At 71.8% G+C, this 19,054-nt stretch carries 16 protein-coding genes and 1 pseudogene; 12 read left to right on the top strand and 5 right to left on the bottom strand.

Features of this window, described 5'->3' with window-relative positions; genetic code table 11:
* Nucleotides 1-349: 349 nt before the first annotated feature.
* On the top strand, nt 350-619 hold the full coding sequence (locus tag IG64_RS00345; protein ID WP_037850527.1) for a DUF397 domain-containing protein: 270 nt from the start codon (nt 350-352) through the stop codon (nt 617-619).
* 192 nt (nt 620-811) lie between these two features.
* On the opposite strand, the gene IG64_RS00340 is transcribed toward IG64_RS00345, so the two are convergent.
* Nucleotides 812-1,312: an ATP-binding protein gene (locus IG64_RS00340; protein ID WP_199811471.1), complete on the bottom strand. Its 501-nt coding sequence runs from the start codon at nt 1,310-1,312 to the stop codon at nt 812-814.
* Between the two features lie 350 nt (nt 1,313-1,662).
* Between IG64_RS00340 and IG64_RS00335 the strand changes: the two genes are divergently transcribed.
* From IG64_RS00335 to IG64_RS00325, 3 genes are all read left to right on the top strand, one after another.
* A complete protein-coding gene (locus tag IG64_RS00335; protein ID WP_051812224.1) occupies nt 1,663-2,487 on the top strand; it encodes a helix-turn-helix domain-containing protein in 825 nt (274 codons plus the stop codon).
* A 155-nt stretch (nt 2,488-2,642) separates the two neighbouring features.
* Nucleotides 2,643-4,103, top strand: coding sequence for an aldehyde dehydrogenase family protein (locus IG64_RS00330; protein WP_037850518.1), 1,461 nt, complete (start codon nt 2,643-2,645; stop codon nt 4,101-4,103).
* A gap of 88 nt (nt 4,104-4,191) precedes the next feature.
* Complete coding sequence (locus IG64_RS00325; protein WP_037850516.1) at nt 4,192-4,833, top strand: PadR family transcriptional regulator; 642 nt, start codon at nt 4,192-4,194, stop codon at nt 4,831-4,833.
* 97 nt (nt 4,834-4,930) lie between these two features.
* Here the strand turns inward: IG64_RS00325 and IG64_RS00320 are convergent, their stop codons facing one another.
* Nucleotides 4,931-6,223 carry an ion channel protein gene (locus tag IG64_RS00320; RefSeq protein ID WP_037850921.1) on the bottom strand — a complete coding sequence of 431 codons (1,293 nt, stop codon included), beginning with the start codon at nt 6,221-6,223 and terminating at the stop codon, nt 4,931-4,933.
* Nucleotides 6,224-6,340: 117 nt separating this feature from the next.
* On the opposite strand from IG64_RS00320, the pseudogene IG64_RS00315 reads away from it, so the two are divergent.
* Together IG64_RS00315 and IG64_RS00310 are read left to right on the top strand one after the other, a co-directional pair.
* Nucleotides 6,341-6,616, top strand: a pseudogene (locus tag IG64_RS00315) (TipAS antibiotic-recognition domain-containing protein); the annotation flags it as partial.
* Nucleotides 6,617-6,773: 157 nt separating this feature from the next.
* A complete protein-coding gene (locus IG64_RS00310; RefSeq protein WP_420709861.1) occupies nt 6,774-7,853 on the top strand; it encodes a DedA family protein in 1,080 nt (359 codons plus the stop codon).
* 22 nt (nt 7,854-7,875) lie between these two features.
* On the opposite strand, the gene IG64_RS00305 is transcribed toward IG64_RS00310, so the two are convergent.
* Both IG64_RS00305 and IG64_RS00300 read right to left on the bottom strand, forming a co-directional pair.
* Nucleotides 7,876-9,672, bottom strand: a complete 1,797-nt coding sequence (locus tag IG64_RS00305; protein WP_199811470.1) for a threonine/serine ThrE exporter family protein — start codon at nt 9,670-9,672, stop codon at nt 7,876-7,878.
* A 120-nt stretch (nt 9,673-9,792) separates the two neighbouring features.
* Entirely contained in the window at nt 9,793-10,284 is a 492-nt protein-coding gene (locus IG64_RS00300; protein WP_018568890.1) for an inorganic diphosphatase, read from the bottom strand.
* A gap of 85 nt (nt 10,285-10,369) precedes the next feature.
* On the opposite strand from IG64_RS00300, the gene dacB reads away from it, so the two are divergent.
* The 6 genes from dacB (at nt 10,370) to folE (ending at nt 18,436) form a co-directional block, all read left to right on the top strand.
* Nucleotides 10,370-11,989 (top strand): D-alanyl-D-alanine carboxypeptidase/D-alanyl-D-alanine-endopeptidase, encoded by a 1,620-nt coding sequence (gene dacB, locus IG64_RS00295; protein ID WP_078883703.1) that lies wholly within the window; start codon nt 10,370-10,372, stop codon nt 11,987-11,989.
* A gap of 285 nt (nt 11,990-12,274) precedes the next feature.
* Complete coding sequence (locus IG64_RS00290) at nt 12,275-13,408, top strand: zinc-dependent metalloprotease (RefSeq protein WP_107474109.1); 1,134 nt, start codon at nt 12,275-12,277, stop codon at nt 13,406-13,408.
* A 192-nt stretch (nt 13,409-13,600) separates the two neighbouring features.
* Nucleotides 13,601-14,806, top strand: coding sequence for a tRNA lysidine(34) synthetase TilS (tilS, locus tag IG64_RS00285; protein WP_037850505.1), 1,206 nt, complete (start codon nt 13,601-13,603; stop codon nt 14,804-14,806).
* A 120-nt stretch (nt 14,807-14,926) separates the two neighbouring features.
* Entirely contained in the window at nt 14,927-15,487 is a 561-nt protein-coding gene (hpt, locus tag IG64_RS00280) for a hypoxanthine phosphoribosyltransferase (protein WP_037850917.1), read from the top strand.
* Nucleotides 15,488-15,683: 196 nt separating this feature from the next.
* Nucleotides 15,684-17,723, top strand: a complete 2,040-nt coding sequence (ftsH, locus tag IG64_RS00275; protein ID WP_037850502.1) for an ATP-dependent zinc metalloprotease FtsH — start codon at nt 15,684-15,686, stop codon at nt 17,721-17,723.
* 107 nt (nt 17,724-17,830) lie between these two features.
* Nucleotides 17,831-18,436, top strand: a complete 606-nt coding sequence (folE, locus tag IG64_RS00270) for a GTP cyclohydrolase I FolE (RefSeq protein ID WP_037850499.1) — start codon at nt 17,831-17,833, stop codon at nt 18,434-18,436.
* A 44-nt stretch (nt 18,437-18,480) separates the two neighbouring features.
* On the opposite strand, the gene IG64_RS00265 is transcribed toward folE, so the two are convergent.
* The gene (locus IG64_RS00265; protein ID WP_037850496.1) at nt 18,481-18,969 is read right to left on the bottom strand and encodes a DUF3180 domain-containing protein; all 489 of its coding nucleotides are present in this window, start codon (nt 18,967-18,969) and stop codon (nt 18,481-18,483) included.
* Nucleotides 18,970-19,054: the final 85 nt, after the last annotated feature.

Below are 19,054 nucleotides of genomic sequence, written 5' to 3'. Positions count from 1 at the left end.
GCCGGCCGGCCGGCGGCCGGTACGACCGCAGCAGGTTATCGGGTCACCTGCGCGAAGCTCCTCGGCGGCGGACGGAACACCGGGGGCTTTCCGTGCGTCTTTCCTCCGTGCACGTGTCACCGGAAGCACGCGGGCGGACCCTCGGAGAACGGGCCGCGCATGCCCACCTCTTCCCGGGGCAAACGCACAAACAGCTTCGGTAAAGGGCTCGTCAAAGCTGTAATCGGCGAAGCACTCCGCGTGCACGTGCATCTGCTCATGCACCTGCACATGAACAAGGTTATGATCCGGTTCAGTTGACCGATGCATCAATGGCCATACCAGCCAGTGCACCACCGGGGAGCGACCTGTGAACCACGACGTCGAGGGCGTGTACGGGGAGTGCGACGTGCACAACGGCATGGCGGCCACACACCTGCGCGGGGTGGCCTGGCAGAAGAGCCGGCACAGCAACTCGCAGGGATCGTGCGTGGAGTTCGCGCGACTCCCGGGAGGAGAGGTGGCCGTCCGGAATTCCCGGTTCCCCGACGGTCCGGCGCTCGTCTACACCCGGGCGGAGATAGAGGCGATGCTGCTGGGGATCAAGGACGGCGAGTTCGACCACCTGATCGCCGGCTGACGGCACCGGCCGGGGCACGGGAACCGGCGGAACGCGGGAACCGCCGGGGTGCGGGATCCGCGGGCGGGGGAGGCCGCGCAGAACACCGGCGGCAGGCGTCATGACCGCCCGCGACCGGGCACGGTCGGTCCGGGCCGGGCGAAGGGGCGCCGTTCCGGACGGGGCGTACACCCCGTCCGGCCGAACGTTCGTTCAGTCGGTGGCGCGCAGCCGGAACAGCGCCCAGACGACCTTTCCGCCGAGCGTGCCGGCCAGCGGGTGCCAGCCCCAGCCGTCGCTGAAGGAGTCGACGAGGAACAGGCCGCGGCCCGACTCGGCCGAGAAGTCGCCGGTGTCGCGGGCGACCGGACTGTCCTGGCTGGGGTCGCGCACGCCGCACACCAGCCGCTCGGTCCAGTGCATCAGGTGCAGGCGCACCGAGGAGCCCTGCTCGCGGCCGCACGCGGCGGGCACCTCCGGCAGCGCGTGCCGCAGGGCGTTGGTGACGAGTTCCGAGACCACGAGGCAGACATCGTCGAAGCGGTCGCCCAGGTTCCACTGGTCGAGCGTGGTACGGGTGAACTGCCGGGCCTCGCGGACGGCTTCGTAGCGGGCGGGCAGGGCGCAGGAGGCGGCGTCGCACACGGCCGAGGGGTCCAGTGGCGGAAGGCCCTGCCGTAACGGCTGGAGCATGGTCGATCCATTCGTCCCCATGCGAGGCACTCCCGGGAAATCGCGATCGTTGCGATGCATTGGTCGTTGCGATGCAGCGGTGGCGCGGGACCATGGTTTCGGATGCGCAGGGCAGATGCAAGGGCAGATGCACGTGCACGCGACCGAATTAGACCTACCCGTACCGCTTGTTGGTCATTTTTTCCGCCATCTTCTCGATCGTCGTCGGCCTCCTTCTTGCCTCAAGCTGCACGTTTTCTGTGATCTCTTTCCGTTTCCGTAATCGCCCGAGTACTGCTCGAAGTGTTTTAGTGGCAGACTTCGGCCCTTGAGGACGGTTGGGGAGGCTGGCGAAGGTGAGCGCGGGAGAGCCCGGATCGGTGGTGCGGCGCATGCTGCTCGGCTCGCAACTGAGGAGACTGCGAGAGGCACGGGGGATCACGCGGGAAGCCGCGGGGTACTCGATCCGCGCCTCGGAGTCGAAGATCAGCCGCATGGAGCTGGGCCGGGTGAGCTTCAAGACGCGTGACGTGGAAGACCTGCTGACGCTGTACGGCATCACCGACGACGCGGAGCGCACCTCGCTGCTCTCGCTCGCCAAGGAGGCCAACGTCGCGGGCTGGTGGCACAGTTACTCCGACGTGCTGCCCAACTGGTTCCCCACCTACGTGGGCCTGGAGGGCGCCGCGTCGCTCATCCGCGTCTACGAGGTGCAGTTCGTGCACGGGCTGCTGCAGACCGAGGCGTACGCCCGCGCGGTGGTCCGGCGCGGCATGCAGGGCGCGAGCGAGGCGGACGTGGAGCGGCGGGTGGCGCTGCGCCTGGAGCGGCAGAAGTACCTCGTCTCCGAGAACGCCCCGGAGCTGCACATCGTCCTCGACGAGGCCGCCCTGCGTCGCCCGTACGGCGACCGCGAGGTCATGCGGGGCCAGTTGCAGCACCTGATCGAGTTCTCCGAGCGGCCCAACGTGCGGCTCCAGGTCATGCCGTTCAGCTTCGGCGGCCACGCCGGCGAGTCCGGGGCGTTCACCATCCTCAGCTTCCCCGAGTCCGACCTGTCGGACGTCGTCTACGTGGAGCAGCTGACCAGCGCGCTCTACCTGGACAAGCGCGAGGACGTCACCCAGTACGAGAGGGCGCTCAAGGAGCTCCAGCACGACAGCCCCGGGCCGGACGAGAGCCGCGACGTCCTGCGGGGCCTGCTCCAGCTCTCCTAGCATCTTCCGCCGGCTCTCCTGGGCCCTGCCGCCGGCACGGTCCAGGGCCCCGCCCGGGTCCGTACCGGGAAGTAGCAATACGCCCCCAACGCCCCTCGCCCGCACGTACGATGACGTTCGATCAGACAGCGAGCGCCTGGGATTCGAGGGATCACATGTCGTCCTACTTCACCGACCTGGCCCGGCAGTACATCGACGGCGAGTGGCGTCAGGGCACCGGTTCCTGGGACATCATCGACTTCAATCCGTACGACGGCGAGAAGCTGGCCTCGATCACCATAGCCACGGCCGACGAGGTGGACGAGGCGTACCGGGCGGCGGCGCGCGCCCAGAAGCAGTGGGCCGCCACCAACCCCTACGCGCGCCGCGCGGTCTTCGAGAAGGCGCTGCGCCTGGTCGAGGAACGCGAGCAGGAGATCACCGAGGTGATCACCGCCGAGCTGGGCGGTACGCACCTCAAGGCCGCCTTCGAACTGCATCTCGTCAAGGAGTTCCTGCGCGAGTCGGTCCACCTGGCGCTGGCCCCGGAGGGCAGGATCCTGCCCTCGCCGTCGGACGGCAAGGAGAACCGCGTCTACCGCGTCCCGGTCGGCGTCGTCGGTGTGATCAGCCCCTTCAACTTCCCCTTCCTGCTGTCGGTCAAGTCGGTCGCCCCGGCGCTCGCGCTCGGCAACGGCGTGGTGCTCAAGCCGCACCAGAACACGCCGGTCGCGGGCGGCACCCTGGTGGCGAAGATCTTCGAGGACGCGGGCCTGCCCGGCGGCCTGCTCAACGTCGTCGTCACGGACATCGCCGAGATCGGTGACGCCTTCATCGAGCACCCGGTCCCCAAGCTGATCTCCTTCACCGGCTCCGACAAGGTCGGCCGGCACGTGGCCACCGTCTGCGCCGCGCACTTCAAGCGCACGGTCCTCGAACTGGGCGGCAACAGCGCGATCGTGGTCCTGGACGACGCCGATCTGGACTACGCGGTCGACGCGGCCGTCTTCAGCCGCTACGTCCACCAGGGCCAGGTGTGCATGGCCGCGAACCGGGTCCTGGTTGACCGCTCGATCGCCGGCGCGTTCACCGAGAAGTTCGTCGCCAAGGTGAAGTCGCTCAAGGTCGGCGACCCGCGCGACCCGCAGACCGTCATCGGACCGGTGATCAACTCCGCGCAGGCCAACGCCGTCTCCGGTGTCGTCGAGCAGGCCCTCGCCGAGGGCGCCACCGCGCTGGTGCGCGGCACCACCACCGACAACCTGGTCGCCCCGTCCGTCCTGACGGACGTCCCGGCCGGTTCCGCCCTGCTGCGGCAGGAGGTCTTCGGACCGGTCGCCTTCCTCATCCCCTTCGACGGCGAGGAGGAGGCGGTCCGGATCGTCAACGACACGCCTTACGGCCTCAGCGGCGCCGTCCACACGGGCGACATCGAGCGGGGCGTGGCCTTCGCCAAGCGCATCGACACCGGGATGTTCCACGTGAACGACGGCACCGTGCACGACGAGCCCCTGGTGCCCTTCGGCGGCGAGAAGCACTCGGGCATCGGCCGCCTGAACGGCGAGACGACGGTGGACGCCTTCACCACGGTCAAGTGGATCTCGGTCCAGCACGGCCGGAGCGGGTTCCCGTTCTGACCTGACCTGACCTGACCTGGGTCCGGCCCCGGCCCCGGCAGGCGGCCCTCGCGAGGGCCGCCTGGGCCCCGGCAATAACCTGGACCGCATGTCAGCGATCCGTCTCCTCGTGCTCGGCGCCGTCCGCCAGCACGGGCGGGCCCACGGCTACCAGGTGCGCAACGACCTGGAGTACTGGGGCGCCCATGAGTGGTCCAACGCCAAGCCGGGATCGATCTACCACGCCCTGAAGCAGATGGCCAAGCAGGGGATGCTGCACGCGCACGAGATCGCGCCGTCCACGGCGGGCGGCCCGCCGCGCGTCGAGTACGAGATCACCGCCAGGGGCACCGAGGAGTACTTCTCGCTGCTGCGCGAGTACCTCACCGCCTACGACCAGCGCCCCGACGTGCTGACCGCCGCCCTCGGCTTCATGGTCGACCTGGAGCGGGAGGAAGCGCTCGCCCTCCTCGAGGAACGGGTGCGCGGCATCGAGGAGTGGCGCAGGTCGGTCACCGAGTACTACACGCCCGGGGGAGGCCCCGGCCTGCTCGGCCACATCGGCGAGATCATGAACTTCTGGGTGCACTCCGCCGACGCCGGCGCCGAGTGGACGCGGGGGCTGATCGACCGTGTCCGCGGCGGGGCGTACACCTTCGCCGGTGAGGGGGAGCCCTTCTCCGGCGTGCTGGAGGAAGGCCAGGAGAACCCGTACGCCACGGACCGGCCGCGCCGGGGAGACGCCCGCTGACCAAGTGCGGGCAGCGGGGTCTCCGCGCGCCGAGCAGGTCACCGGGCGGGCCGGTCCCGGGCGGCCGGGCGAGGGCGCCCGTGGGCGGGTACGGCGGTCAGCGGGCCGCCGTACCGTCCGCCCGCAGCTGCATCTGCGGCCTGCCGGTCACCAGCAGCCAGGCCGGCAGCGAGGCGAGGCACAGCAGGGACAGCACGGAGGGGGAGGAGACGAGGACCGCGGCCGTGAACAGACTCACCCAGCCCTGCCGGGTCACGGCCATCAGCATGCCCAGGACGGCCGCCGCCACAGCGAGCGCGGGCGGCACCGAGGGCACCAGGGCGTGGGCGGCCAGCCCGAGTGCGGCGCCGATGAAGACGGACGGGAAGATCCGGCCGCCGCGGAAGCCGCAGGACGCCGCCACGAGCAGCGCCGCCAGTTTCACCACGGCCAGCGCGGCGAACTGCCCCGCCGTCCGGTCCTCGGGGTGCCGGGCCAGCTCGGCGACCTCCGAGAGCCCCTTGAACAGGGTGAGGTGACCGCCGAGCGCCCCCAGCAGACCGAGGACCAGGCCGCCGGCCGGCAGGGCGATCATCGGATGGCCGAGCCGGGCGAAGACCCGGTGGACGTACGGGAAGGCGTACACGGCGGTGAGGCCGAGCAGCGCGCCCGCCGAGGAGATCACCAGGGCGGCCAGCACATCACCCGCGTGCGGGCGTCCCAACGGCGGCAGCCCGAGATCGAAGGCGGGGCGGGCGATGAGGGTCGTGGTCATGGCGCCCGCGGCGCCCGCCGCCAGCGGCGCGAAGAGGTTGTCCCACAGCGCCCCCTTCATCGGCCGCCCGGCCAGCGCCTCGGAGACGACCAGCGCTGCGGCCACCGCCGTCCCGAACAGGGCCCCGATGGTCGCCGCCTCCGCCAGCGCGGGCCACAGCGCGCCCGGCAGCCGGGGCAGCAGCCTGCGGCCGAACCAGAACGCCAGGGCCACGTTGACCGCGATGATCGGGTTCTCCGGGCCCAGACTGGGCCCGCCGGCCAGCATCAGCATGGTCGCCAGCAGCAGCCCCGGCAGTACCGCCGGCGCCATGGGGGCGGCCGACAGACCGAGCGTGGCCGGGTCGGGACCCGCGTGGCCCGGCGCCTTCCACACCACGAGCCCCACCAGGACCCCGGTCGCGGTCAGCACGGCCAGCATCCATCCCACGGAGTACCGGCCGGCCCCGAGCGCGTCCGGCAGGTCGCCCCACAGCGCGCCCTGCAGCCGCTCCGCCGCCCCGCTCACCACCAGCAGGAGCAGGCTGCAGCCGACGCCGGTGACGAGAGCGGGCAGGATCAGGGGGAGCAGCGCGCGGGCCGGGGCCGCCGGTACGGCCGGTGCGGCGGCTGCCTGCTGCTCGGTGTCCTGGACCACCGGCACACGATAAGCGGACTGATCCGGCGTACCGGTGTGAACGCGCGTAAAACGACCGGGACGGAAACCGGCTTGCACCTCACGCCACGTGAGGAAGGACCGTGGAGCAGGCCAGGGAGGCACGCAGGAACCAGCCTCACCCCCGAGGAGCGCTTCGAGGTGTCCGGAGGCAAGGACCTGAAGCGGTACGCGGAGGAGGCCGAGCAGCGCTGGGGGGCCGAGGCGTAGGCCGAGCCGCAGCGCCGCGCCGCCCGCTCCTCCAAGGACGACTGGAATCGCTTCCAGGCCGGGGCGGACGCGAGGGACGAGCGGTACGCGGCCCTGGTGGCCGCGGGGGAGCCGCCGGCCGGCCGGGCGGCGACGGACCTGGCCGAGCAGCACCGGCGGCACATCGGCATGGGGGCCGGCCCGGCCCGGGGCGGTGCACAGCGCATCCCTCGGAACCCGGTGGAACCTGAGCCGTACACGATCCGTTGATACTTTGTGCGGCAGTACCCGGAGGCCGACCCGCCGCCGACCGTCCTCACCCCATCAGGAGCCCGGAACCGTGATGACGATTGCCCTCGGCCCGAGCTGGCTGGATCCGAACTACCTGCTGGACACCTTCGGCATCTGGGGCCTGCTCCTCGTCGTCTTCGCCGAGTCGGGTCTGCTGATCGGCTTCTTCCTGCCGGGTGACTCGCTGCTGTTCACCTGTGGCCTGCTGATCACCTCGCACCAGCTGGACTTCCCGCTGTGGGCGGCGATCGCCCTGATCTGCCTCGCGGCGGTCCTCGGCGACCAGGCGGGCTACATGTTCGGCAAGAAGGTCGGCCCGTCCCTGTTCAACCGCCCCGACTCCCGCCTGTTCAAACAGGAGAACGTGGTCAAGGCGCACGAGTTCTTCGAGAAGTACGGCCCGAAGTCCCTGGTCCTGGCCCGCTTCGTGCCCGTCGTCCGGACGTTCACGCCGATCATCGCCGGCGTCAGCGGCATGCGGTACCGCTCGTTCGTGACCTTCAACGTCCTCGGCGGTGTCCTGTGGGGCGCGGGCGTGACGCTGCTCGGCTCCTGGCTCGGCAAGATCGATTTCGTCAAGAGCAACATCGAGGCGATCCTCATCCTGATCGTCCTCGTCTCGGTCGTCCCGATCGCCATCGAGTTCCTGCGCGCCCGCGCCAAGGCCAAGAAGGAGCCGGAGCCCGCGCCCGCGGCGCCCGGGCCGGAGCACGCCGTCCCGGGCGGGTACCAGCAGCAGTACGCGCAGCCGTACCAGCAGCCCCAGCAGTACCAGCAGCCGGTGATGGACGACGCGACCACCCAGCTGCGCCGCATCGAGCCGCCGCACCAGCAGGGCACGCGGCCTCAGCAGTCCCAGCCCCAGCCCCAGCAGCACCCCGGCCAGCCGCAGCAGCCCCACCAGCAGCAGCCGCAGCAGCAGCCGTACGGCTACGACCAGGGCCAGTACGCCGACGGCCAGTACCCGCAGCAGCCTCAGCACCAGCAGCACCAGCAGCCCCACCAGCAGCAGCCCCACCAGCAGCCTTACGGCCACCAGCAGGAGGACCAGCCGTACGGCCACCAGCAGGAGGACTACGACCGGCACCAGCAGCAGGACCCCTACGGCCAGGGCTACTACCGCGCCCCGTGAGACGGCACGCGCACCGGGCGGTTCAGAAGCCCCTGGTGCGCTTCGCCGCCCGGCGCCCCGCCGCGCTGCCCGCTCCCGGCATCCGCAGGAACAGCCGGGAGATCTCGGAGCCCAGGTTCACCCCGATGGCGATGGCCATGGCGAGGGACACCGCCTTGGCCAGGGACACGAGTCCCTTGTCGACGTGGTTCTGGGCGATCGACAGCAGACCGAAGTACGTCGCCGAGCCCGGCAGCAGCGGCCCGATCGCCGCGGTCGTGTACGGCAGCGCGGAGGCGAACCGGTAGCGGGAGAGCAACTGCCCGAACAGCCCCACCAGGCCCGCCGCCGCTGCTGTGGAGGCCACCGGCGAGATGTCGCCGACGTTGTGCATCGCGCCGTACACGACCCAGGCCACCCCGCCGTTGAGCGTCACCCACAGCACGGTGGACCGCTCCTGCTGGAGCAGCACGGCGAAGGTCAGCGACAGCAGCATCGAGGCGGCGATCTGGAGCACCGGCCGCTGGCTGCCCACGAGCGCCGCGTCCGGGTTGAGCTGCGCGCCCAGCTTCACACCGAAGTACAGGATCAGCAGCACACCGGTGACGATGCCGACGAAGAAGTACATGACCTCCAGCAGGCGCGCGGAGGCCGTGATGTAGAAGCCGGTCAGGCCGTCCTGCACCCCCGCCACCAGCGCCCGCCCCGGCAGCAGGGCGAACAGGCCACCGGTGATGACCGCGGACGCCTTCACGTCGACGTCCGCCACGGTGAGCGCGACGCCGATCGCGGCCGGCGGCATCGCGGCGACCGTGAACTGGTAGAACTCCGGCAGCCCGCGTCCGGCGCACAGCCACGCCAGCCGGTCGCCGAGCATCGCGCCGAGCGCGGCCACCACGAACACCAGCGGACCACCGCCGACGAGCACGGAGGCGGCGCCCGCGAGCAGTCCCGCGGCCCCGGTCAGGGCCCAGCCGGGGTAGGGGTGGCGGTTGCGGCGGATCTCCGCCAGCCGCCGGTAGGCCTCCTCGAGGGAGACGTGGGTCTCCGGGTCGCTGAGGTCGTCGACGAGCTGGAAGACGGCCGCGAGCCGCGTGTAGTCCGTACCGCGGCGGCGCACCACGCGGGAGGCCGTCACCGGGTCGTCCACCAGGGACGGCTGGTAGGAGATCGACAGCAGCGTGAAGGTGACGTTCGGCTCGCAGCGGTCCAGGCCGTAGGAGCGGCAGACGGCGAACATCGCCGTCTCCACGTCCTCGGCGCCCTCACCGCCCGCGAGGAGCAGCTCGCCGATCCGGAGGGTCAGGTCGAGGACGCGCGGGACGGCCGGGCCGCCCTCCTCCGTCTTCTGCACGAACTCCAGCGCCGGCCGCTCGGTCACCGACATGCGCAGCATCGTGCGCATCCGGTCCTGCCAGGGGGCGTCCTTGGTCAGGCTGACCGCAGGGGTGCCGCCCGGCGGGGTGAACGCGTACGGCGCCTCGCGGGCGTTGTAGGTGCTCGGCGGGCTGAACGCCGATCCCCCGGACTCCGAGGCGCCCGCCTCGGGCACCTCCAGGCCGTCCGGGAGGGCGAACTCGGACGTCGTCTCGGACTCGCTGCCGGTACGGGGCACCGCGAGCCCCCGCGGGAGGGCGAACTCGGACGTCGTCGACGACTCGTTGTCGGTCCCGGAGGTCACGGGAGTCACCGGCGACGCAGGAACCACCTGCGTCACAGACACCACGGGAATCACCTGCGTCGCCTGCGTCACCGCCGAGTCCGCGGGCGGGGTGGCGCGCGACGTGTAGTCACTCCTCGCCTCGTCCGACTGCGGTTTGCGGTCCTCCGCGTCCGTCACTGGGCAACGCTCCCTGAACGACACCTTCCGTAAGCCTCAGTATGCGCGGGTACCCACCCCCGCATGCCAAAGGCCGCGTCACACCCGGTGGGGTGGACGCGGCCCGTGGGCTTCGCGCGGTCAGTGACCGCCGTGCTCCTCGAAGCGCTTGCGGGAGCGCTCGATCTCCGCCTCGGCGTCCGCACGGCCCACCCAGTTGGCGCCCTCGACCGACTTGCCCGGCTCCAGGTCCTTGTAGACCTCGAAGAAGTGCTGGATCTCCAGGCGGTCGAACTCCGACACGTGGTGGATGTCACGCAGGTGCTCCACACGCGGGTCGGACGCCGGCACGCACAGCAGCTTGTCGTCGCCGCCGGCCTCGTCCGTCATCCGGAACATGCCGATCGCCCGGCACTTGATGAGACAGCCGGGGAAGGTCGGCTCGTCCAGGATGACCAGCGCGTCCAGCGGGTCGCCGTCCTCGCCGAGGGTGTCCTCGACGAAGCCGTAGTCGGCCGGGTAGCTGGTCGAAGTGAAGAGTCGACGGTCCAGGCGGATACGACCGGTCTCGTGGTCCACCTCGTACTTGTTCCGCGAACCCTTCGGGATCTCGATCGTGACGTCGAACTCCACCGGTGGCTCCTCCATGATCAGCACATAGTTCTGGTGATTAAGTGTCCCTCACGCAGGTGTGTGATCGCGAAAGGGGCTGGTGGTCATGCCGGAGCTGAGGGGCTGGCAGGCCGCGAGGAAGCGGCTGGCACGCCTGGAACGGTCCGCGCGGCCGCGTCTGGCACGGGTCGCGCGGTCCGCGCAGCCGCGCCTGACAGGGGCCGTGCGGTCCGCACGGCCGTGGGTCGCACGGCTCACGCAGGCCACCGGGCACCGGCCGGGGCGGCAGAGGACGTGGCAGTACACCGCCGGCGCCGCCACCGCCGGGCTGGCGCTGGCCGCCGGGGTGGTGACTGCCGCCGGTCCCTGGGACTCCACCGGTCAGCGTACGGCCGAGCGGGATCGGGCCGCCGCCCTGGAGCGTGCGGGTGGCGCAGATCACGGCCGTGATTCCGATATGTCCGGCGGAGTCGCCGCGTCCGCTCCCCGGCCCGCGCCCAGCGCCGCCCCCGTGCTGGTCGGCCTGGGCGGCACGGACGGCACCGTCGAACCGGCCGCGGGCGCGCCGGCCCTGGCCGGCGTCCTGGACCCCCTCCTGGAGAATCCGGCCCTCGGCGCCCGCCGCTCCGCCGTGGTCGTCGACGTCACCACCGGCCGCCAGATCTACGGCAAGGACGGCGGCGACGGTCTCACCCCCGCCTCCACCACCAAGATCGCCACCGCTGTCGCCGCCCTGTCCGCTCTCGGCCCCGACCACCGCTTCACCACCCGCGCCGCCCTGGAACCCGACACCGGGGAACTCGTCCTGGTCGGCGGCGGCGACCCCACGCTCACCGCACGCGAGGACGCCCGCGGCGCGGCGAGCCTGCGCACCCTCGCCGACGCCACGGCCACCGCCCTGGCCGCGCGCGGCCTGCACCGGGTCACGCTGTCCTACGACACCACCCTGTACGCCGGTTCCGGCCTGCACCCCATCGGCGTGAACGAGAACCTGGCCCCCGTCAGCGCGCTGACGGCCGACGAGGCCCGCACCGACGGCTCGGACCACGGCCCCGCGCCGCGCGCCGCCGACCCGGCCGCCGACGCCGCCCGCGCCTTCGGCCGCTTCCTGGCGGACCACGGCGTCCGGACCACCGCCCCCGGCCCCTCCAAGGCGACCGGCCGCTCGCAGACCCTCGCGACCGTGTCCTCCCCGCCGCTGTCCGACGTCGTCGAACGCATGCTCACCAACAGCGACAACGACATCGCGGAGGCCCTGGCCCGGCAGACCGCCGCGGCCACCGGTGAACGGCCCGACTTCGCCGGCGGCGCCCGGGCGGTCGCCGCCCGGCTGAAGCGGCTCGGCCTGCCGCTGGCCGGCACCGCCTTCCACGACGGCAGCGGCCTGGACCGCACCGACCGGCTCACCGCGAACCTGCTGACCGCCCTGCTGCGCACGGCCGCCGATCCCGCCCGCCCCGGCCTCCGCCCGGTCCTCACCGGGCTGCCGGTCGCCGGTTTCACCGGCACCCTCGCCGACCGCTACGCCCGGGACGGCGCCGCGGGGATCGTCCGCGCCAAGACGGGCACGCTCACCGGTGTGAACACGCTCGCGGGAACCGCCGTCGACCGCGACGGGCGCCTGCTGGCCTTCGCCTTCCTGACCGAGGGCACGACCGACCCGCAGGCGGCCCAGTCGGCCCTGGACCGCACGGCGACGGCCCTCGCGGCCTGCGGCTGCGGCTAGGGCGTGTTTCGAAAGTGGCGCCGTCCGCCCGAAGGGCGGGCCGCGGGGCAGGCGGGACTTTCGAAACGCGCCCTGGAAGGCCAGGAACCCGGGAGGCGCCGCCGGGCGGCCGGGACGCCGGTGGGCCGGTGCCCGGCCCCGGCCCCTCCGGCCGGGTTCGCGGCGCCGTCCAGCCGGGTTCGCGGCGCCGTCCGGCCGGGACCGCCGCGGTCCGGCGGGAACCCGGATCGCGGGCCCCGCGCCGCCGCCCTGCCCCGAGCGGCGGCGCTCACGTACCGTTGACACATGACGAGCATCGGTGGTGCCGCAAGTCCCGGGATGGTCGACTGGAATCTCGCGGTGGCGACCGCGACCCGGCTGGTCCGGCCGGGCCCCGAGGTGAGCCGCGAGGACGCCCGCGCCGTCGTCGCCGAACTGCGCCGGCACGCCAAGGTCTCCGAGGAGCACGTGCGGGCCTTCACCCGCCTGGGCACCGAGGACACCCACGACACCCCCGTGCTGGTCGTCGACCGCCCGGGCTGGGTCCGGGCGAACGTCGCGGGGTTCCGGGAACTGCTCAAGCCCCTGCTGGACAAGATGCAGGAGCGGCGCGGCACCGGCCCCGGCAACGCGGTGCTCGGCGCCGTCGGCGGCAAGGTCACCGGCGTGGAACTCGGCATGCTGCTGTCGTTCCTCGCCTCCCGGGTCCTCGGCCAGTACGAGACCTTCGCCCCGGCCGCCCGCGACCTGCCCGCGGGGGCGAACGGCGGCGGACGGCTGCTGCTCGTCGCCCCGAACATCGTCCACGTCGAACGCGAACTCGACGTACAGCCGCACGACTTCCGCCTGTGGGTGTGCCTGCACGAGGAGACCCACCGCACGCAGTTCACGGCGGTGCCCTGGCTGCGCGACCACCTCGAGGGTGAAATCCAGTCTTTCCTGTCGGAGACCGACGTCGACCCCATGGCCTTCCTGGAACGCATCCGCGAGGCCGCGCAGTCGCTCGTCGGCGGGCGGCCCGAGGGCGAGGAGGACGACGGCGGGCGCTCCCTCGTCGAACTGGTGCAGACCCCCGCCCAGCGGGAGATCCTCGGCCGGCTCACCGCCGTGATGTCCCTCCTGGAGGGCCACGCCGACTACGTGATGGACGGTGTGGGCCCCCAGGTCGTGCCGACCGTGGCGGAGATCCGCGAGAAGTTCCAGCAGCGCCGCGCCAAGGGCGCCTCCCGGCTGGACTCGGCGCTGCGCAAGCTGCTGGGCCTGGACGCCAAGCTGCGCCAGTACCGTGACGGGGAGCGGTTCGTCCGAGCGGTCGTCGACCAGGTCGGCATGGACGGCTTCAACCGTGTGTGGACCTCCCCGAACACGCTGCCCACCAAGGCGGAGATCGCCAAACCGGCGGACTGGGTCGCACGGGTGCACCGCAAGGCCGAATCGTGAACCCGGCGCGGACGGGGTGAACCGGATCCGGCCGACGGCAGGCGAACGCCCCTCCAATCACCCGTCCGAGGGACCGTGAGCGAGGGGTAGGCGTGCAATGCTCGGGGAACGGCCCGTTTCTGTCACCATCGACGCACTCTGAGTGACCGATCTCGGGCTCACCCCCGAAAACTTCCGTGAAGGGAACCGGACATGGGTCCCCATCCTGCGGTCGCGGCGATACGCCTGGCGGTACGCCGCGTCCTGAACGACATCCTCGACGAGCAGACCCCGGCGCCGCCCCCCGCCGGGCTGCCCCGCCCCGAACTCCAGACCGCGCACGCCGCGCAGACGGCGTACGGCGCCCCCGAGCGGCACACCGCCCCCGGCCCGCGGCCCGCGCAGCTGCCCGGGCGCCCCCCGCTCGGCGTGCCGACCCCGAGCCGTACGCCGGCCCGCGGTCCGCGCGCCGCCGCGCACGACGCCCCGCCCGGCCCCGGACGCCCCTCGCCGCTCGTCCTCGTGGCCTGCTCCGGCGGCGCGGACTCCATGGCGCTCGCCTCCGCCCTCGCCTTCGAGGCGCCCAAGCTCGGCATCCGCGCCGGCGGCATCACCGTCGACCACGGCCTGCAGCCCGGCTCCGACCTGCGCGCCGACGAGGTCGCCCAGCGGCTGCGCGACCTGGGCCTCGACCCCGTCGACGCCGTCGCCGTCACCGTGGGCCGCGACGGCGGACCCGAGGCCGCCGCCCGCGACGCGCGCTACGCCGCCCTGGACGCCGCCGCCGACCGCCACGGGGCCCACGCGGTCCTGCTCGGCCACACCCGCGACGACCAGGCCGAGACGGTGCTGCTCGGCCTCGCCCGCGGCTCCGGCATCCGCTCCCTGTCGGGCATGGCCGCGGTCTCGGGGGCCGGCGGCCGTTACCGGCGGCCCTTCCTGCACATCGACCGGCAGACCGCCCGCAAGGCCTGCATGGTCCAGTCGCTGCCCGTCTGGGACGACCCGCACAACGCCGACCCCGCCTACACCCGCTCCCGGCTGCGCCACGAGGGCCTGCCCGCCCTGGAGAAGGCGCTCGGCAAGGGCGTCGTCGAGGCCCTGGCCCGCACCGCCCAGCTCTCCCGCGACGACGCCGACGCCCTGGACGTCTGGGCCGGTCAGGCCGAGGCCACCGCCCGCGACGACGCCGGCTGCCTGGAGTGCGCCAAGCTGCACGACCTGCCCCCCGCCGTACGCCGCCGGGTGCTGCGCCGCGCCGCCATCGACGCCGGGGCCCCGGCCGGTTCCCTGTTCGCCCGCCACATCGAGGAGGTCGACCGGCTGATCACCGGCTGGCGCGGTCAGGGGGCCATCAACCTCCCGGGCAAAGTCGTCGCCCGGCGCCAGGGTGGCAGACTGGTGATTCGGCAAGGCTGAAACCTTCCCCCCGGGGGAGGCGCCGGTCTCCCCGCCGGGGAGGCTCCCGGCGGCCGGACCCCCCGCCGGGAGGACCGGAGCAGCCGTGAGCCGTCAATGCGGGACGACCGACCGAAAGTGATGCGGGTGGACGCGAAAGACATGGGTGCCGACCTCCAGCAGGTGCTCATCACCAAGGAAGAGATCGACGCGAAGCTGGCCGAACTGGCCGCGAAGATCGACGCGGAGTACGCGGGCAAGGACCTGCTGATCGTCGGTGTGCTCAAGGGCGCGGTCATGGTCATGGCCGACCTGGCCCGGGCGCTGTCCACCCCCCTCACCATGGACTGGATGGCCGTGTCGTCCTACGGCGCGGGCACCCAGTCCTCCGGTGTCGTGCGGATCCTCAAGGACCTGGACACCGACATCAAGGGCAGGCACGTCCTGATCGTCGAGGACATCATCGACTCCGGTCTGACCCTCTCGTGGCTGCTGTCGAACCTCGGTTCGCGCGAGCCGGCCTCCCTGAAGGTGTGCACCCTTCTGCGCAAGCCCGACGCCGCGAAGGTGGCCATCGACGTGGAGTGGGTCGGCTTCGACATCCCCAACGAGTTCGTCGTCGGCTACGGCCTGGACTACGCCGAGAAGTACCGCAACCTCCCGTTCGTCGGTACGCTCGCCCCCCACGTCTACGGCGGCTGACCGCCCCGGCTGACCCGGAAGGGCGCAGCCCGTACCGTGATCGGGAACCCCTGCGGCCCCGGAGCCGTTGGAGCATGCAGACGGGAACGCCGGCTCTTCCGTGCGGCTTCGAGCCACAATGCTGGGGTACCGTCAGAAGAACTGTCTTATCAAACTCACTATGGCAGGAGGGACGGGGCGGCACCGCTCCGTATGGATGGACGTGAAGCGATACTTCCGTGGGCCGGTCATGTGGATCGTGCTGGCCGTCCTTGCCGTGGTCGTGTTGATGCAGGTCGTCGGCTCGTCCGGCGGCTACAAGACGGTGGACACAGGCCAGGTCGTAGCAGCGATCAATGACAACCGGGTCCAGCAGGCCAAGCTGACCACCGGCGACGAGCAGACCATCAAGGTCGAGCTCAAGGACGGCCAGAAGGTCTCCGGCAGCTCGAAGATCCAGGCGAGCTACATCGGCGACCAGGGCGCAGCCCTCGCCAACACGCTGCAGGACAAGTACCAGCACAAGCAGATCCCGGACGGCTACACGGTCTCGCCGTCCAAGCAGAACCCCTTCCTCGGTGTCCTGCTCTCCCTGCTGCCCTTCGTCCTCATCGTGGTCGTCTTCCTGTTCCTGATGAACCAGATGCAGGGCGGCGGCTCCCGGGTCATGAACTTCGGGAAGTCCAAGGCCAAGCTCATCACCAAGGACACCCCGAAGACGACGTTCTCGGACGTCGCGGGCGCCGACGAGGCCGTCGAGGAACTCCACGAGATCAAGGAGTTCCTCCAGGAGCCGGCCAAGTTCCAGGCCGTGGGGGCGAAGATCCCCAAGGGCGTGCTGCTCTACGGCCCGCCCGGCACCGGCAAGACCCTGCTGGCGCGTGCCGTCGCGGGCGAGGCCGGGGTCCCGTTCTACTCGATCTCCGGTTCCGACTTCGTCGAGATGTTCGTCGGTGTCGGTGCCTCCCGTGTCCGTGACCTGTTCGAGCAGGCCAAGGCGAACGCCCCGGCGATCGTCTTCGTCGACGAGATCGACGCGGTAGGCCGCCACCGCGGCGCCGGCCTCGGCGGCGGTCACGACGAGCGCGAGCAGACGCTGAACCAGCTGCTCGTCGAGATGGACGGCTTCGACGTCAAGGGCGGCGTGATCCTGATCGCCGCCACCAACCGGCCCGACATCCTCGACCCGGCCCTCCTGCGCCCCGGCCGCTTCGACCGGCAGATCGCCGTCGACCGCCCGGACATGCAGGGCCGTCTGGAGATCCTCAAGGTCCACCAGAAGGGCAAGCCGGTCGCGAAGGACGTCGACCTGGCCGCCGTCGCCCGCCGCACCCCCGGCTTCACCGGCGCCGATCTCTCCAACGTGCTGAACGAGGCCGCGCTGCTCACGGCCCGCAGCGACCAGAAGCTGATCGACAACAAGATGCTGGACGAGGCGATCGACCGCGTGGTCGCGGGCCCGCAGAAGCGGACCCGGATCATGTCGGACAAGGAGAAGAAGATCACCGCGTACCACGAGGGCGGTCACGCCCTGGTCGCGGCGGCCTCGCCGAACTCCGACCCGGTCCACAAGATCACGATCCTGTCCCGCGGCCGGGCCCTCGGCTACACGATGGTCCTGCCGGACGAGGACAAGTACTCGACCACGCGCAACGAGATGCTGGACCAGCTGGCCTACATGCTCGGCGGCCGTGCGGCCGAGGAGCTGGTCTTCCACGACCCGACCACCGGCGCCGCGAACGACATCGAGAAGGCCACTTCCACGGCCCGCGCGATGGTCACGCAGTACGGCATGACCGAGCGTCTCGGCGCGATCAAGTTCGGCGGCGACAACACCGAGCCGTTCCTCGGCCGTGAGATGGCTCACCAGCGCGACTACTCGGAAGAGGTCGCCGCCCTGGTGGACGAGGAAGTCAAGAAGCTCATCGAGAACGCGCACAACGAGGCCTGGGAGATCCTGGTCGAGAACCGCGACGTGCTCGACAACCTCGTCCTGGCCCTGCTGGAGAAGGAGACGCTGGGCAAGGAGGAGATCGCCGAGATCTTCGCCCCCATCGTCAAGCGCCCGCCGCGGCCCGCGTGGACCGGCTCCTCGCGCCGCACCCCCTCCACCCGGCCGCCGGTGCTCTCCCCCAAGGAGCTGGCCCTCACCAACGGGGCGAACGGCGCCACGGCGGCGATCAGCACCGTGAAGTCCACGGCCGCGGAGCCCGCCCCGGCGACGGAGCAGGCCCCGGAGGACCGTCCGGAGAGCTGACCGGAGCCCACCGGCCCCGGAATGTATGCCGCGCCCCCCAGGTTCTAGCCTGGGGGGCGCGGCATTTCGCATGTCCGCAGCTGAGACAGACAGGAACGAGGCTTCACATGACCGACCCCGTGACGCTGGACGTCGAGGGAGCCATCGGCGAGTTCGACGAGAAGCGCGCCGAGAACGCCGTACGCGAACTCCTCATCGCGGTCGGCGAGGACCCGGACCGCGAGGGCCTGCGGGACACCCCGGCGAGGGTGGCGCGGGCGTACAAGGAGATATTCGCGGGGCTGTGGCAGAAGCCGGAGGACGTCCTGACGACGACGTTCGACCTCGGCCACGACGAGATGGTGCTGGTGAAGGACATCGAGGTGTTCTCGACCTGCGAGCACCACCTCGTGCCGTTCCGGGGGGTCGCGCACGTCGGCTACATCCCGGCCGGCAGCGGGAAGATCACGGGCCTGTCCAAGCTGGCCCGTCTCGTGGACGTCTACGCCCGCCGCCCGCAGGTGCAGGAACGACTCACCACCCAGATCGCCGACTCGCTGATGGAGATCCTGGAGCCGCGGGGCGTCATCGTCGTCGTCGAGTGCGAGCACATGTGCATGTCGATGCGGGGCATCCGCAAGCCCGGCGCGAAGACCATCACCTCAGCGGTGCGCGGCCAGCTGCGGGACGCGGCGACGCGCAACGAGGCGATGAGCCTCATCATGGCGCGCTGAGCGGCAGCGCCGCGCCGCTGCCGTACGGCTGGCGGGCCGGTGGTTCAGGCCACCGGCTCGGCGCCGCCGTGGTCCTGGTCGTCGTCCTCGGGGAGTTTGCAGACCCGTTCGAGGAAGAGGGCGGCAGCTATCACCGCGAGGCCCGTCAGGACCGACGCGCCGGCGTAGATGGCCTGGTCGCGGCGGGTGGGCAGGTCGAGCAGTTCCAGCAGGAAGACCCCCGCCCCGCCGTACATCCCGGCGACCAGGGCCGCGACCAGGGCGCTGGCCTGGCCGAAAACCACCGCGCGGGCGGCCATCAGCGGGTCGACGCCCTTGGCACCGGGACGGCGCTCGCGCTGCGCCCTGAGACGGGCGCGCAGCGACAGCGCCGTGGACAGCAGGACCACGGCGATCAGGCCGAGGACGATGGGGGCGGCCAGGGGGACGCTGGGCAGGGTCCCCACCGCGTTCCACAGGCGGGCGCCCGCCCAGGACAGCACTCCGGCGACGACGAACACGCCCGCCAGCACCCTGATGCGCAGCTCTTTCACGGTGTCCCTTCAGCTCCCCCGGACCGTGCTCGGGCGTCCCGGCGACTCGTCGCGCCCCGGCCGCGGACCGGCCGTGCCGTCCTTG

Source organism: Streptomyces sp. NRRL S-340 (genome assembly GCF_000720185.1).
GTDB lineage: Bacteria > Actinomycetota > Actinomycetes > Streptomycetales > Streptomycetaceae > Streptomyces.
Note: the sequence above shows the minus strand (reverse complement) of the source record. Positions and strands in the feature narration are given on the sequence as shown.

Bases quoted from the DNA above. Each gene is read 5' to 3' on its own strand.
- IG64_RS00340 (WP_199811471.1), bottom strand. From the start codon at position 1,312: ATGGGGACGAATGGATCGACCATGCTCCAGCCGTTACGGCAGGGCCTT.
- IG64_RS00335 (WP_051812224.1), top strand. From the start codon at position 1,663: ATGCTGCTCGGCTCGCAACTGAGGAGACTGCGAGAGGCACGGGGGATC.
- IG64_RS00330 (WP_037850518.1), top strand. From the start codon at position 2,643: ATGTCGTCCTACTTCACCGACCTGGCCCGGCAGTACATCGACGGCGAG.
- IG64_RS00325 (WP_037850516.1), top strand. From the start codon at position 4,192: ATGTCAGCGATCCGTCTCCTCGTGCTCGGCGCCGTCCGCCAGCACGGG.
- IG64_RS00310 (WP_420709861.1), top strand. From the start codon at position 6,774: ATGACGATTGCCCTCGGCCCGAGCTGGCTGGATCCGAACTACCTGCTG.
- dacB (WP_078883703.1), top strand. From the start codon at position 10,370: ATGCCGGAGCTGAGGGGCTGGCAGGCCGCGAGGAAGCGGCTGGCACGC.
- IG64_RS00290 (WP_107474109.1), top strand. From the start codon at position 12,275: ATGACGAGCATCGGTGGTGCCGCAAGTCCCGGGATGGTCGACTGGAAT.
- tilS (WP_037850505.1), top strand. From the start codon at position 13,601: ATGGGTCCCCATCCTGCGGTCGCGGCGATACGCCTGGCGGTACGCCGC.
- hpt (WP_037850917.1), top strand. From the start codon at position 14,927: ATGCGGGTGGACGCGAAAGACATGGGTGCCGACCTCCAGCAGGTGCTC.
- ftsH (WP_037850502.1), top strand. From the start codon at position 15,684: ATGGACGTGAAGCGATACTTCCGTGGGCCGGTCATGTGGATCGTGCTG.
- folE (WP_037850499.1), top strand. From the start codon at position 17,831: ATGACCGACCCCGTGACGCTGGACGTCGAGGGAGCCATCGGCGAGTTC.